Source organism: Paenibacillus sp. FSL H8-0122 (assembly GCF_038005345.1).
Classification (GTDB): domain Bacteria; phylum Bacillota; class Bacilli; order Paenibacillales; family Paenibacillaceae; genus Paenibacillus_AQ.
Genome location: NZ_JBBOTB010000001.1, coordinates 3,259,690 through 3,272,953 on the forward strand (window position 1 = coordinate 3,259,690; position 13,264 = coordinate 3,272,953).

A 13,264-nucleotide genomic window follows, 5' to 3' on the forward strand; every position below is an offset into this window, starting at 1 on the left:
TCAGAATTCTTTATTCCGATGAATCCGCACGGCAATCAAATAGGAGACCGCGAACAGGAGAACAGCAAGGATCAGGGTGGCATACCCGGTCTCAGGACCATTAAAGTTCACATCGTCCATATACAGGTTCAGCAGCATCCATACCAGAAACCGGAGACCCATGGATAGCCCTACCGATACCATGAGCATCTGCTCGCTTTTTCCAATGCCGAATTTAAGAATGACCGGATAATAGATCGCCAGAATGGAGAGCGATAAGGATAATCCGAAGGTATACCCGGCGGACAGACTCAAGTATGAGGTGTCCCCCCCTCTTACATAGACAAGCGCCATGGTAACCAGGCTAGCAGCCGTCCCCATCAGAAGCAGCATCAGGAAGCTCAGGTACTTGGCATGGATTACCGTTCTCCTTCTGACCGGCAGTGTGATTTCAAACCGGTTCCATTTCGATGCCTCGTCCGCCTGCAGGGAGGCCCCGATACTCACCACAAAGACCATAATCTGCGCAGCGATGACGGCATTCAATACCGAGTGTTCCACCCCGGCAAATGAGACCAGGGCCAGCAGCAGCGCAATGCCCACGGAGGTCTTGATATTATTTTGAAGCGAATAATAGTTATTGAGCAGCAGTCCGCGCATCCGAATCCCCCCCTTTTACCAGAAGCAGCAGAATTTCATCAATGGATACCTGATCCACCGTAATCCCGCTGTATTGTTGCCCGAAGCCTCTTCTGTCCTTCACCAGCACATCGGTCTGATGCTCCTTCACCCGGTAAGCCAGCCTGTCACCTTCAGCAATACGCCGGAACTGGTCGCTGGTGCAGCGGGCCACGCCGTAGTCATAGATCAGCTCATCTTTCATCGCAGTCAGAATGATCTTCCCTCGATGAATAAAGGTGATATAATCGGCGATCTTCTCCAGATCGCTTGTGATATGAGAAGACATCAGTATAGCGTGGCGCTCATCCTCTACGAACTCCAGGAACACCTCCAGTATTTCTTCTCTGGTCACAGGGTCCAGGCCTGAGGTCGCTTCATCGAGGATCAGCAGCTTGGGATGATGCGACATGGCGGCGGCTATGGCAAGCTTCATCGTCATGCCCCGTGAGAACCCGCTGATCCTGCGATCCATAGGCAGGCCGAACTTCTCCGTGAGCTTCACATAGACCTCCTGATCCCACTGCTTATAGATACCGCGCATGACCTTCCCCAGCTTCACCGGAGTCAGCACCGCCGGAAAATTGGCCGAGTCCAAAACAACGCCGATGTCTTCGCGCAAGGCGGTGTCTTCATCCTTCATCTCCTTGCCCAGCAGCCGGATCGTCCCGCTGTCTCTATGAACCGTGTTCAGAATAGACTTGATGGTTGTCGTCTTCCCTGCTCCATTCTCACCCACGAACCCCATAATAGTCCCGTTGGGAATTGCTAATGATACATTGTCCAGCATAAAGCCGGAGTCGGCATAGGACTTGGTCAGTCCGGTGATTTCCAAACTAAGATTCATGATTACCCTCCGTATAAAAGACAGTCAGCATGTCCACCATCTTTTCCAGTTTGATTCCGCTTGCGCGGGCGATCTCGGCCGCTGTGATCAGATGCTCCTCCACTTGCTTCTGCTGCTCTTCCTGAAACAGGGCCTGGCTCACGGCGGAAACGAAGCTCCCCCGGCCCACCGTAGTCTCAATGAAGCCGTCGCGCTGTAAATCCTCATACGCCTTCTGTACGGTGATGACACTGACTTGAATGGATTTGGCCAAGGCACGCATCGAAGGTATGGGATCTCCTGCCTGAAGCTCTCCGCTCATAATCTTGCCTTTGATCTGCGAGGTGATCTGCTCATAAATGGGCTTGTTCCTGTTACTACTGATGATGATCTCCACACGCTGCCTCCTTGCGTGAACAGTGTACTTATTGTACCAGTACAATATAGCTGATCTACAGGTATTTGTAAATCTTTATCCAAAAAAAGAGCTAACCCATCTCGGGTCAGCCCTGTCAACTTACTGGTCTGCGTTAGAAAACTGCACTTGAATGGACACGATCTCTGAGCGCGACCCGATGCGGATCGGCGGACCCCAGAAGCCATAGCCTGAAGACACGATGGTATGAAGCTGCCCCTTCTGCAGATAGCCCCAGTCATTCTCGAACACTCTGGAGGTGATCAGATTGGCCGGCGCGATCTGCCCGCGGTGGGTATGGCCGGAGACCATCAGATCCACACCCTGCTCCTGAGCAATCCCGAACTCCACCGGCTGATGCTCCAGCATGAACACCGGCTTGGAATGGTCTATGTCCTTGGTCAGATCAGCCAGCTTGGCCCGCTCCTTATCGCTATAGTCCTTCCGTCCAATCAGCGTCAGCCAGCCGCCCACCTCGACGTCTTCATCATAGAGCACCTGCATCCCGCTCTCCTTCAGCAGGCTGATGATCTCCTCCGTCCCGCCCTTGAACCGGTCATGATTTCCCAGGGAAGCATACACTCCGAGCGGAGCTTCAAGCTTCGCCAGCACAGCGCCGAGTCCCTTCTCCTTATACGGCCTGACATCATCATCCACGATATCGCCCGGGAGCAGTATCAGATCGGGGTGCAAGGCGTTAATCTCCTGTACCATCCGCTCCGCATGGCGTTTGCCGGATAAATAACCGAAATGCATATCCGAAGCCATCACGAGATGAAGCTTACCGCTGGCCGGACCCGGCTTGTCAATCTGTACCTCGTAGGAACGCACAACCGGGCTGTATGCATTATAGCTTCCATACCCGAGCAGGCTCACCAGCGCCACCAGCGTTAGAATACCGGACCATTTCTGAACGGCCCGGCGTGGCAGCCTGACCAGCTTCGTGAGCCAGACCGTAAGGTGCACTAGCGGCAGCAGCATGAGCAGCAGGCTGAATACGGCCAGCCAGTAACTGCCAATGACGCTTAAGACCGCTGACCCCGCCACCACTCTGGAGAGGATCAGCGAGCTGGCCAGGAAGATCAGCGCAATGATGTAGAACAGCCGGAACCGTCCGGAGACGACCGGCTTGATCCAGCCCCAGCCGCTCCAGCCAATATAGAAGACAATTAATGCGTATAAAGCAATGAATACTAGCCCAATGATGATAAACATGTTAACCACCTTATCTAATTTTCGGATAACATATTATCTCATGGCAACTTGGTCTTTTCCACTATAGGGACAGCCGGGCTTATTTAAGTTCATCCGCCACTGCCTCTGCTGACAGCTTCAGCGTCGATGGCATGCTCCGAGAAGGTAACTTCCACCTGCACTGCACCGTTTTTCCCGTCCGCAGATCCTGTATAGGGTCCGACACCAACAGCATAACCGACAGCATCTTCTTTACATTCTTTTTCCTCATTTGTACTCCTTCTTGGAACTATTTTTGTTAATATATAAAGGTCGCGATACACCACTCTACTTCAGAATCCACTATACATTCAGATAGGATGATCACACATGACTATTGCACAGCTTCAACGCGCGGTCGCCATACAAACAATTCCAATATAGAAAGCATCTATTCCATTATGGAAAATAACCTGACCTGAAACGGTTCCCTGGAGGATTTCATCATGGCAAAACCTTTCTTTCCGCGGCTGGAGGGAAACAGCCGGGGCTGCTTGACCTTTGAGCCTTTTTTCCTGATTCCCTACAGCATGTTCTCTACCTATGCCACCCTGTACATGTATGAGCTTGGATTGACCGAGTTGAACATCGGGTGGATAACGACCATCGGACTCATCGTACAGGTATTCTCCTCTTTGCTCAGCGGTTATTTGACGGACCGGCTGGGACGCAAGCGGGCTATTCTGTATTTTGACCTGCTTAGCTGGAGCCTTGCCACCTTGTTATGGGCCTTCTCCCAGAACCTGTGGTTTTTCGCCGCAGCTGCAGTGATTAACGGCTTCCAGCGTGTGCCGCATATCGCCTTTTACTGCCTGATTGTTGAAGATACCCGGCCCGCTGACCGGACCTATGTATTCACATTGCTGCAGATCATCGGGGTGATCGGAGGCTTGTTCGCACCGCTGGGCGGTCTGCTTGTCCACCAGTATGGAATGGTCACGGGCATGAGGATCATGTACGTGCTGGCCTTCCTCTTCATGACCTTCCAGTTCGTGGGCCGTCATCTAACCACCAGGGAGACCGAGGCCGGTATCCGCAAAAGGCAAGAGACCCGGGAGCTCGGCCTTAGAGAGAGTATGATTGAATACGGCGGCGCCTTCCGTGATCTGGGGGCTGAGCGCAATCTGCTGCTGATCTTCGGCGTATACATTCTGTTCAACTTCCAGGCTACGCTGAAAAGCACCTACCTGTACCTGTATCTGGCAGATTACATCCATCTGGACAGCGGCATCCTGTCTATGTTCCCGGCGGTATCCTCTGTCATCATGCTGCTGACCCTGTGGCTCTTGATGCCCAGAATACCGGATCAGAGCGCAAGCCGTGCCATGATGGCTGGCTTCGGCTTATCTGCTCTGTCGAATGCCATGCTGGTTGTCTACCCATCAGCGAGCTTTGTCTGGATCGGGCTGAGCACCATCCTGGCCGCCGTAGGCCTGATGATCAGCTCTCCTTATCTGGAGGCAGCCGTGCAGAACGCCATTGAGGATGAGAAGCGGGCCAAGGTCTTCTCCATGCTGTCAGTCCTGATCCTGGTCTTCACCGCACCTGCGGGCATTATCGGAGGCTGGGCATACAAGCTCGACCCGCGAATTCCGCTGTGGCTGGTAACCGCAGCGTTCGTCGCCTCGTATCTGCTGCTGCACCTGTACCGCAGACGGACGGCGTACAAAGACACTATTCCGCAGCAAGCTCAGCAGTAAGCAAACAGGGATGCCCCTCGGACCCATTACGGCCGTTGAGCATCCCTGTTTGTGCTTTTATACTAATCTATGATGAGGATGAATCGGTCTTCACCTGTTCCTGCTCCTTCTCCAGCGCCTCCTTGAGATCATCCTGGACGCGGCGGCTCCAGAGCGGAACCCCGGAGCGGTAGGCCGCCCGGCCGGTCAGATGCGCGGAGAGCGGAGAAGTCATGAATACGAACACGATTCCGAGCAGCAGCTTCGCACTGATGAAATCGAGGAAGAAGGCGAAATAGAGGAATGCGCCGCTGAGTACACAGAGCACACCGAGCGTAGCACTTTTGGCGGCGGCATGTGATCTCAGGTATACATCGGGCAAGCGGATCAGACCTACAGAGCTGACTGCGCTAAGCAAGGCTCCGGTCAGAATCAGCAGGACAAACACATACTCAATGACCGTCTTGATCATGTCCATGTTCAAACACCACCCCCCTTTCGATATATCTGGCCAAGGCCATCGTCCCGATAAAAGAGAGGATTCCAATCAGCAGAATATATTCTATAAAGGCTTGCGTCTTGAACAGCACCGAGAGGACGGCGACCATCGCCAGCAGATTGATACCGATGGTATCGAGTGCGGCTACCCGGTCAGGCAGTGACGGCCCTTTGACCAGCCTCCAGGCACAGATAGCTATGGAGATGACCATGATCGACAGCGCCACCATGAGAATCGATTGAATCATGAACGGGTCACCTCCAGAATCGCGCGTTCAAAGGTATTACGGATATTCGCATCGAACTGCTTCACATCCTGTATGTCCATGGCATGAATGTATAAGGTCCGGTTGTCTTTGGACACCTCCAGTACGACTGAACCCGGCGTGAGGCAGAGCATAGTAATCAGTACCGCCACCTCCCAGTCCGATTCCAGCTCCGTATGGTACATCAGGATAGCCGGGCGGATATTGAGATTCGGGCGCAAAACCGCCTTCACCACTACATAGCTGGAGGCCACCAGCTCCCGCAGCAGCAAGGCCATCAGCTTCAGAATCGCCCATATTTTGCCCAGGTACAGCCGTCCGTCGAAGAAGCGCCGCATGACCACCAGTACGGCCACCCCCAGCACATAACCGACGATGAAGCCGGAGGCCGTCCAGTCATTATTCAGGAACATCCACAGGAAGGCGATCATGAGATTCAACAATATTTGAAAGGCCATCTTCATCTACTCCTTCATGACAGCATTAATGTACGCTGCCGGATCAGCGAGGACTGCGCCTGCCTGCCCCACATAGCCGTTCACCCACTCGGCGCCGATACCCATCAGGATGACGAGCACAAACAGCGCGGCAGCCGGTACCATCATAGCTTTGTAGCGCAGAGGACGGATCTCTTCATCGCTCTTCTCGCCTCCCCAGAATACCTGCTGGAAGACTTTGATCAGTGAATATAAGACGACGAAGCTGGAAGCCAGAGCGATAAGCGCAAGCGCGGTATGCTGCTCCCCGAAGCCGCTGCGGACCATCATGACCTTCCCGGCAAAACCGCTAAGCGGAGGAACGCCGACCAGCGCCAGCGTCAGGACGAAGAATATCCAGCCCGTCCACGGATACCGGCGGATCAGACCGCCCATCAGCCTCAGCTGCTCCGTCCCCGAAGCTGCGACAATCAGCCCGCCCAGGAAGAACAGCAGTGCCTTGGCAACCATATCGTGCATCAGATAGAATACAACCCCGCTCAGCGAATCCTGGGTAGCCACGGAGATACCGAAGGCGATGAAGCCGACACTGATGACAATATTATAATTGAAGATCCGGCTTAGATCATTATAGGCGAGTGCCCCTATGGCTCCAAGAATCATAGTGGCCCCTGCCATCCAGCCGATCAGCGAATGGGTCAGGCCCATGTCATGGACAAAAATCAGCGAGAACGTTCTGGTGATGGCATACAGCCCCACCTTGGTAAGCAGTGCGCCGAACAATGCCCTTACCGCCTGCGGAGGAGCACTGTACGAATCCGGCAGCCAGAAGAATAGCAGCAGGCCTGCTTTGAGCGAGAACACCAGCAGCAGGAGTACAGCAATCACATTCATGACTCCGCCCTGCCCGGCCTCTCCCACACGGATGGCCAGATGAGCCATATTCAGCGTGCCTGTCGCCGCGTACAGATAAGCAATCGCCGCTACGAACAAGGTGGAGGAAATTACGTTGACAAGGATATACTTGAGCGTCTCACGCAGCTGTATCCGGGTTCCACCCAGAACAATCATGGCGTAGGAGGCAACCAGCAGCACCTCGAAGCAGACAAACAGGTTGAACAGGTCACCCGTCAGGAACGAGCCGAACACACCGGTGAGCAGGAAATGGAAGAATGTATAGTAGTAGAACCGCTCCCGCTCCTCTCCAATGCTGGCGAAGGAGAAGAACAGGCAAGCTGCCCCTACCACCGCAGCCGTCAAGACGAGCAGCGCTGCGAACATATCAGCTACGAAGACGATGCCGTAAGGCGGAATCCATCCTCCCATATACAGCGTCTGAATCCCATCTGTATGGACCTGGTACATAATGATAAGCGCTACTGCGATATTCACCAGCACACTGATGGCACTGAGGATACGCTGCAGCTTAATTCGTTCCTTGAGAAAAATCAGGATGACCGCCGTAAAGGCCGGGATCAGCAATGGCAGTACAAGCAGGTTGTTCATGGTGTCTCCCCCTTGCTTCCTTCCACATCATCCGTCCCCGCCGAGCGGTAAGCCCGGTAGGCCAGAACGATGAAGAACGCGGATACCCCAAAGCTGATTACAATGGAAGTCAGGATAAGCGCCTGCGGCAGCGGATCGACATAACTGTCCGCCTTCTCGCCAAGCAGAGGTGAAGCGCCCGTCTTCAGGCCTGCCATCGTCAGCAGCAGCAGATGAACGCCGTGCGTCAGCAGCGTCGTCCCGAGCAGGATGCGGAGCAGACTTTTGGACAGGACCAGATAGACACCTACGGTAAACAAGACACCGATCGCCAGGGCAATAAGGATCTCCATTAGTTATCCCTCCCGATCGTAAAGATAATATTCATCGTGACACCAATCACCGAGAGGTAGACTCCCAGATCGAACAGCATCGCCGTGGTTAGCTCCGTCTTGCCCATGACCGGCAGTTCAAAGTAACCGAAGGCCTGGGTCAGGAACGGAGCATCGAAGACAAAGGAACCGATTCCGGTGAGAAAAGCGATCATAATCCCGACTGCGATTAACTTGCGGTAATCGACCGGCAGCACCTTCTCCACAAACTCCGTACCGAAGGCAATCGCGACCAGCACCAGCGCCGCAGCAGCCATCAAGGCTCCGATAAAGCCGCCGCCCGGCTGATTATGACCCGCGAAGAACAGATACAGGGAGAAAGTGATGATGATCACGAAGGCTACTTTTGCCACCGATTGCAGCAACACATCATTGCTGCGGGTATAGCGGCGCGTGCTCTCCTCCGGTTTGTTTCTGGTCAGAACAGGCGTATGATCCTGCTCCAGCTGCAGCTTGATCATCGAGTAGATGGCCAGCGACGCCAGCCCCAGCACCGTAATTTCGAACATGGTATCGAAGCCGCGGAAATCCACCAGCAGGACATTGACGATGTTCTTGCCGCCGCCAAGCTTATAACTATTCTCCACATAGTAGGTTGAGATAGACTCGAACGGACTGCTGCCTAGCGCGGCCAGCGCCACCAGCGTCATCGTGATCCCGAAGCCTAAGGCGATGATCAGCCTCGGCACCTTGACCCGCAGCTTGACCTTCTCCCGCTTCAGCTTCGGCAGATGCCGGAAGCAGAGCAGGAACAGCGTGACCGAGACCACTTCAACAATCATCTGGGTGAGGGCCAGATCGGGTGCGCGGAACAGGATGAACAATAGCGTCACCATGTAACCGACCATTCCGGTAAGCAGAATCGCCGAGACTCTGGACTTCGCGAATGGTATAGCGAGCGCACCGGTCAGCAGGACCAGTACGGCAACAACTTCAAAGAAGGTGACCGGAGCGTAGCTCCCCTGGCCAAACGTAATGCCCTCCGAATAAAGCATAGTACCGCCTACTACGGCGATAATCAGGGTGAAAATATACATCAGATAATGACGCATCGAACCGGTCATGTATAGCCCTGTCACCGCACGGGACAGTCCCTCCACGAGCCGGATACTCCCGTCATATACCTGTGTCAGCGTGAGGCCGCTGCGCCATTCCTTATCCACAAGGCTGAACCGGCCATATACGCGGTATACGATAATCCCGAGAAGGATCACGCCCAGCGTCATCCAGACCTCGGCGGTGAACCCGTGCCAGAAATAGATGTTGACGTAAAAAGGCGAGCTGGCTGCAAGCTCCGGATGAATGGCATTCATCCCCGGCACGATCAGTGTCCCCGACAGTATGTTCGGGAAGAAGCCGGTGATCACGGCCAGCAGTGCCAGAATTACTGGCGGAAGCAGAAGGCCGAAGGGCGCTTCATGCGGTTTTTTGTCCAGCTTCTCCGGCTGATATTTGCCAAAGAAGGTATGGAAGACCATAATCATGCTGTATGCAAAGGTAAATATGCTTGCAATCCACGCCAGCACCGGGAATATTGTAAAGAAGGCCCCGGGGCTGAAGATATCCAGCTGTCTGATATTCAGCACAGCCGTGAAGAACATTTCCTTGCTCAGGAATCCGGCAAACGGCGGAAGGCCCGCCATTGAGAAGCTGCCGATCAGCGCTAACGTGAAGGTTACCGGCATCAGAGACACCAGCCCCCCCAGCTTGCGCAGATCACGGGTATTCGTCTCATGGTCGACAATTCCGACCACCATGAAGAGCGAACCTTTGAATATGGCATGATTAATTAAATGAAAGAGTGCTGCCGTTGTTGCGGCGGTATAGAATACAGCCTGTTCCCCTGTATAAAAGGAAGCTGCCGATCCCATGCCGAGTAATCCCATAATCAGACCGAGCTGGCTGATTGTAGAATAAGCTAACAGAGCCTTCAGGTCCGTCTGCTTCATCGCCTGGATCGATCCATAGATCAAGGTGATCAGGCCGACGCCCGACACTATCCAAAACCACTCATGTTGCCCCGCAAACACCGGACTGAACCGTGCTACCAGATATAAACCGGCTTTGACCATGGTTGCTGAATGCAGATACGCACTGACCGGAGTCGGCGCTTCCATTGCATCAGGCAGCCAGATGTGGAACGGAAACTGGGCCGATTTGGTGAAGGCACCCAGCAGAATAAGCAGCATTGCGGGGATGAACAGCGTTTGTCCGCTGATGTCGCCCACCTGGCTCCAGATCTCGCGGATGCTGAAGGTACCTGTCATCACATACAGCATCAGGAAGCCTGCGAACATCGCCAGACCGCCGAAGACAGTGATCAGCATCGACTTTTGCGCGCCGTAGCGTGATTTCTGTCTCCGGTGCCAGTAGGCAATCAGAAGGAAGGATGAGACACTCGTAAGCTCCCAGAATCCGTATAACACCATCAGGTTATCGGATAGGACGACTCCCAGCATAGCTCCCATGAACAGCAGCAGATACACATAGAATGGAGTCAGCTCTTCCTTGCGTTTGTCCAGATAAAAGATGGAATAGATAAAGACCAGGGTGCCCATTCCCGTGATTAACAAGGCGAACAGCAGGCTTAATCCATCGAGATGGAAGACCAGATCAATCCCAAGGGAAGGAATCCATGGATATGTCTCATATCCGAGATCCCCTCCCTTGATGACCGGAATACGGGTAAAGAAGTAGATAAATAACATCAGCGGTGCGGCCAGTACAAGCCATCCTCTGTGGAGCTTGCGTACCCTCCCGCGTAGAAGCGCTATCAGCAGGGCCATAAGAAACGGAACAAGAACGGTTATATGCAGCAAAGGCAAGCCTCCTTTTCCCTTCAGTGATATAGGTTGTGAACACTGGTACTTACTTCCTGTCAACAAGACTAATTATAGTGGATCTGCCAAGTTGCCTTCACAGATATGCAAATATCTTGCTTTACCATCTTGCTCAATTTTGAACAAGCCATTCTCAAATTCAGTGTGTAATTCGTGGAAGAATTTGCCTTTGATGAAGTCTGAACCTTCCGGCTCATCGCTGAGCTGATACATTCCGTCGTTCTTCACCAAATAAGCGGTTACCCCTTCTTCATGGGTCTCTTCAAGACCGGCGCGCATACGCTGAACTGCCACTACATGCAGATCCATCATCTTCATCTTGCTGATCAGTTCATTGACGAAGTTGCGTTTAGTCAGCTCCTGCCATAAGGTCTGGGCCGATTGCCCGATAATAACCTGAGTGACTTCATGTTCTTCTGCCGCTTCAACGATCACATCCGTGGTCTTGCGGCCGCGGCGCTTGCGCACCATGAATTCAGCACCGGCTTCTTCAGCCAGACGCTTCCAGACCGCCATATACATTTCTTTGCTTTGATTATATTCATCACTGTCTGAACTATCCACATTGAGCACATACAGCGGTGCCCCGATCAACTCGGATAACTGGACTCCACGCCGGATCAAACGCTCGCCATGCGGGCCGTAATGAACACATACCATAATCTTTTCCTTGTGAATGACTTTCGCCCTCCTGTTAACATGGGCCGGAAATACAAAAGGAGCCTAATGGCGTTAGGCCCCTTTCTGTTGTTTCAAACCCTGAAAGTTATACCTAAATTATATCTATTCCGATGCTGTTTGTAAAGTTTACGGACAAGACTTGGACAAAATAGAAGCATTTGTTCCCGGCGGCGGCTCATGTCAGTCCGGGCTGGCAGCGGTGAAGATCAGCACCCTTCCGTCCGTGTTAAGCACCTGTGTACCGTTCCCTAGCTCAGCTAGCGGCTGGTGCCAATGAATATGTCCGCAGCAGACCAGAAGCTCCGGTCCAGCTTCCAATTGTGCGAGGGTCGCTGAATGTCCATGAAGTCCTGCTGCGGGCACCTCCGGCCCCTGATGCAGCAGCAGAATATGGGGCCCGCGCTGGAGCAGGTGTCCCAGCGTCTCCAAATATTCAGGTTCCGGGGTGCGGTTGGGCCGGTCTCCTCTTCCCGTAACTCCTCCTAGTCCCGCTACCATCAATCCCTTGTGCAACAGGACTGACGGCTTAGAGAACAGGTGAATTCCCCCTGTAGATGCAAGCTCTGCTTCTCCTTCAGGGGACAGGTCATCATGGTTGCCGTTCACGCCCAGCACCGCCTGGAACCTGCTGCGGAAGGCTCTCCATACCGGGAGCGGGTCGCCGCTCGAACCTCTTACGGAAGTATCCCCGTATAAATCCCCGCATAAACATACCAGCACCTTATCCTGATTGACGTCCGGCAGATGGAGCTGAAGCAGATGCTCCAGCGTCTCCGGAAGCTTCTCACCCACCAGAGAGCCGCCGTATTCGCCGTTGTCATGAAGAGCCATTCCCTGAAGGTCAGAGGCTATAATCAGCGCCTCCACCTCCTTCGGTAACCCCAGAATCTCCCCCCGGTATATTGGTAGCAGTTCATATACAATATCCTGGCTTCCACGTGCTGCAGTGACATATGGTATCCATTCCAGCGGTTCTTCGGCAATCGTGACGACCTTAAGCCTTTCTCTGCCCGCCTTACTCTTCTTCATTCCGTGCCCTCACTTCCCGCTGAATGCCAGGCCTCCAGAATAGATACTGGCTCTTTGCTGCTAAGCCGGCCGCTGCCTTCCTTCGTCCACAGCGGCGGGTAATAGCCCATGACCTGGCCCGGCTCAAGCTGCTGGACCTCCTCTTCCCAGCCCTCCCAGCGGAAGGTTTCGTAGAATAGATCCAAGTCCCCTTCTGCCAGCCAGCCGATGAAGCCTGAATAGGTCAGCTCCGTTGTCACCCACTTCAGGACATCCGGGGCATAATAATAGATATGACCTGTCTGCCCGAACCGCCCCGTATCAAGGCCGAAGAAGCCGCCTGCCGCATCGTAGGCCACAATCAGCATTCCCGGCAGGGGAGGAATATTGTCCGCTGTAGACAGGCCATTCCATGAGGTCAGGCTTCCGAAGATGCCTTCGGCTCCCGCGCCAAGCAGCGTAATCCAGCCATGCTCGAACACAATTCCTCCTGTCTCGTAGGCTATCGCTCCCAGATAGGATTTCGTGCTGACCTGCAAGCGGACCAGCGTCTGTACCGCCTGTTCCGCTTCTGCCGCCTCCAGCCGGTAGGTGCGCGATCCCTGACTCAGCAGCTCCCTGATCTCTTCCCAGGCGTGGTTCTCCACATCTACTAATTCTGCTACAGATAATAAGTGCATATGCTTACGCCTCTCTCTCAATGCTTTATACTGTTTCCAATATTTATATATACCCTATTCAGGGGGACCTGCAATCTTGAATTGACCAGAGGTTTATTAACATTCTGCCGCATATAGCTGGCATAGTATGTAAGGTTCATAGAATTTCTTAATGACTATGCCAAAAA

14 protein-coding genes are annotated in these 13,264 nt (G+C 53.5%); 1 reads left to right on the forward strand and 13 read right to left on the reverse strand.

Going from position 1 to position 13,264, the window contains the following annotated elements; all coding sequences use genetic code 11:
* The 4 genes from NSS64_RS14280 to NSS64_RS14295 all read right to left on the reverse strand — a co-directional run bounded on the left by NSS64_RS14280 (position 1) and on the right by NSS64_RS14295 (position 3,113).
* Positions 1–639 (reverse strand): ABC-2 transporter permease, encoded by a 639-nt coding sequence (locus NSS64_RS14280; RefSeq protein ID WP_341140534.1) that lies wholly within the window; start codon positions 637–639, stop codon positions 1–3.
* On the reverse strand, positions 617–1,504 hold the full coding sequence (locus tag NSS64_RS14285) for an ABC transporter ATP-binding protein (protein WP_341140535.1): 888 nt from the start codon (positions 1,502–1,504) through the stop codon (positions 617–619). Before NSS64_RS14285 ends, NSS64_RS14280 begins: the two co-directional genes overlap by 23 nt.
* Positions 1,494–1,880, reverse strand: a complete 387-nt coding sequence (locus tag NSS64_RS14290) for a GntR family transcriptional regulator (protein ID WP_340941146.1) — start codon at positions 1,878–1,880, stop codon at positions 1,494–1,496. The genes NSS64_RS14285 and NSS64_RS14290 overlap by 11 nt, the downstream gene beginning before the upstream one ends.
* 120 nt (positions 1,881–2,000) lie before the next feature.
* Positions 2,001–3,113, reverse strand: coding sequence for a metallophosphoesterase (locus NSS64_RS14295; protein WP_340992687.1), 1,113 nt, complete (start codon positions 3,111–3,113; stop codon positions 2,001–2,003).
* Between the two features lie 464 nt (positions 3,114–3,577).
* Here NSS64_RS14295 and NSS64_RS14300 point away from each other — a divergent pair, with 464 nt between their 5' ends.
* Positions 3,578–4,831 carry an MFS transporter gene (locus NSS64_RS14300; RefSeq protein WP_341140536.1) on the forward strand — a complete coding sequence of 418 codons (1,254 nt, stop codon included), beginning with the start codon at positions 3,578–3,580 and terminating at the stop codon, positions 4,829–4,831.
* A gap of 67 nt (positions 4,832–4,898) precedes the next feature.
* Here NSS64_RS14300 and mnhG read toward each other — a convergent pair whose 3' ends face one another.
* The 9 genes from mnhG to NSS64_RS14345 form a co-directional block, all read right to left on the reverse strand.
* On the reverse strand, positions 4,899–5,288 hold the full coding sequence (gene mnhG, locus NSS64_RS14305) for a monovalent cation/H(+) antiporter subunit G (protein ID WP_340944560.1): 390 nt from the start codon (positions 5,286–5,288) through the stop codon (positions 4,899–4,901).
* Positions 5,263–5,556 (reverse strand): Na(+)/H(+) antiporter subunit F1, encoded by a 294-nt coding sequence (locus NSS64_RS14310; protein ID WP_340941149.1) that lies wholly within the window; start codon positions 5,554–5,556, stop codon positions 5,263–5,265. Before NSS64_RS14310 ends, mnhG begins: the two co-directional genes overlap by 26 nt.
* Positions 5,553–6,032: a Na+/H+ antiporter subunit E gene (locus tag NSS64_RS14315; RefSeq protein WP_340941151.1), complete on the reverse strand. Its 480-nt coding sequence runs from the start codon at positions 6,030–6,032 to the stop codon at positions 5,553–5,555. Before NSS64_RS14315 ends, NSS64_RS14310 begins: the two co-directional genes overlap by 4 nt.
* Before the next feature lie 6 nt (positions 6,033–6,038).
* Positions 6,039–7,517 (reverse strand): Na+/H+ antiporter subunit D, encoded by a 1,479-nt coding sequence (locus tag NSS64_RS14320; RefSeq protein WP_341140537.1) that lies wholly within the window; start codon positions 7,515–7,517, stop codon positions 6,039–6,041.
* On the reverse strand, positions 7,514–7,849 hold the full coding sequence (locus NSS64_RS14325) for a Na(+)/H(+) antiporter subunit C (RefSeq protein WP_341140538.1): 336 nt from the start codon (positions 7,847–7,849) through the stop codon (positions 7,514–7,516). Before NSS64_RS14325 ends, NSS64_RS14320 begins: the two co-directional genes overlap by 4 nt.
* A complete protein-coding gene (locus NSS64_RS14330; protein WP_341140539.1) occupies positions 7,849–10,713 on the reverse strand; it encodes a Na+/H+ antiporter subunit A in 2,865 nt (954 codons plus the stop codon). The genes NSS64_RS14325 and NSS64_RS14330 overlap by 1 nt, the downstream gene beginning before the upstream one ends.
* Before the next feature lie 66 nt (positions 10,714–10,779).
* Complete coding sequence (locus tag NSS64_RS14335) at positions 10,780–11,388, reverse strand: hypothetical protein (RefSeq protein WP_340941157.1); 609 nt, start codon at positions 11,386–11,388, stop codon at positions 10,780–10,782.
* A 201-nt stretch (positions 11,389–11,589) separates the two neighbouring features.
* A complete protein-coding gene (locus tag NSS64_RS14340; RefSeq protein ID WP_341140540.1) occupies positions 11,590–12,438 on the reverse strand; it encodes a metallophosphoesterase family protein in 849 nt (282 codons plus the stop codon).
* Positions 12,435–13,097 carry a DUF2625 family protein gene (locus NSS64_RS14345; protein WP_341140541.1) on the reverse strand — a complete coding sequence of 221 codons (663 nt, stop codon included), beginning with the start codon at positions 13,095–13,097 and terminating at the stop codon, positions 12,435–12,437. The genes NSS64_RS14340 and NSS64_RS14345 overlap by 4 nt, the downstream gene beginning before the upstream one ends.
* Positions 13,098–13,264 lie beyond the last annotated feature (167 nt).

Coding starts and splice junctions, on each gene's coding strand:
- NSS64_RS14285 (WP_341140535.1), bottom strand. CDS start 1,504: ATGAATCTTAGTTTGGAAATCACCGGACTGACCAAGTCCTATGCCGAC.
- NSS64_RS14340 (WP_341140540.1), bottom strand. CDS start 12,438: ATGAAGAAGAGTAAGGCGGGCAGAGAAAGGCTTAAGGTCGTCACGATT.
- NSS64_RS14310 (WP_340941149.1), bottom strand. CDS start 5,556: ATGATTCAATCGATTCTCATGGTGGCGCTGTCGATCATGGTCATCTCC.
- NSS64_RS14325 (WP_341140538.1), bottom strand. CDS start 7,849: ATGGAGATCCTTATTGCCCTGGCGATCGGTGTCTTGTTTACCGTAGGT.
- NSS64_RS14295 (WP_340992687.1), bottom strand. CDS start 3,113: ATGTTTATCATCATTGGGCTAGTATTCATTGCTTTATACGCATTAATT.
- NSS64_RS14315 (WP_340941151.1), bottom strand. CDS start 6,032: ATGGCCTTTCAAATATTGTTGAATCTCATGATCGCCTTCCTGTGGATG.
- mnhG (WP_340944560.1), bottom strand. CDS start 5,288: ATGGACATGATCAAGACGGTCATTGAGTATGTGTTTGTCCTGCTGATT.
- NSS64_RS14320 (WP_341140537.1), bottom strand. CDS start 7,517: ATGAACAACCTGCTTGTACTGCCATTGCTGATCCCGGCCTTTACGGCG.
- NSS64_RS14335 (WP_340941157.1), bottom strand. CDS start 11,388: ATGGTATGTGTTCATTACGGCCCGCATGGCGAGCGTTTGATCCGGCGT.
- NSS64_RS14345 (WP_341140541.1), bottom strand. CDS start 13,097: ATGCACTTATTATCTGTAGCAGAATTAGTAGATGTGGAGAACCACGCC.
- NSS64_RS14300 (WP_341140536.1), top strand. CDS start 3,578: ATGGCAAAACCTTTCTTTCCGCGGCTGGAGGGAAACAGCCGGGGCTGC.
- NSS64_RS14280 (WP_341140534.1), bottom strand. CDS start 639: ATGCGCGGACTGCTGCTCAATAACTATTATTCGCTTCAAAATAATATC.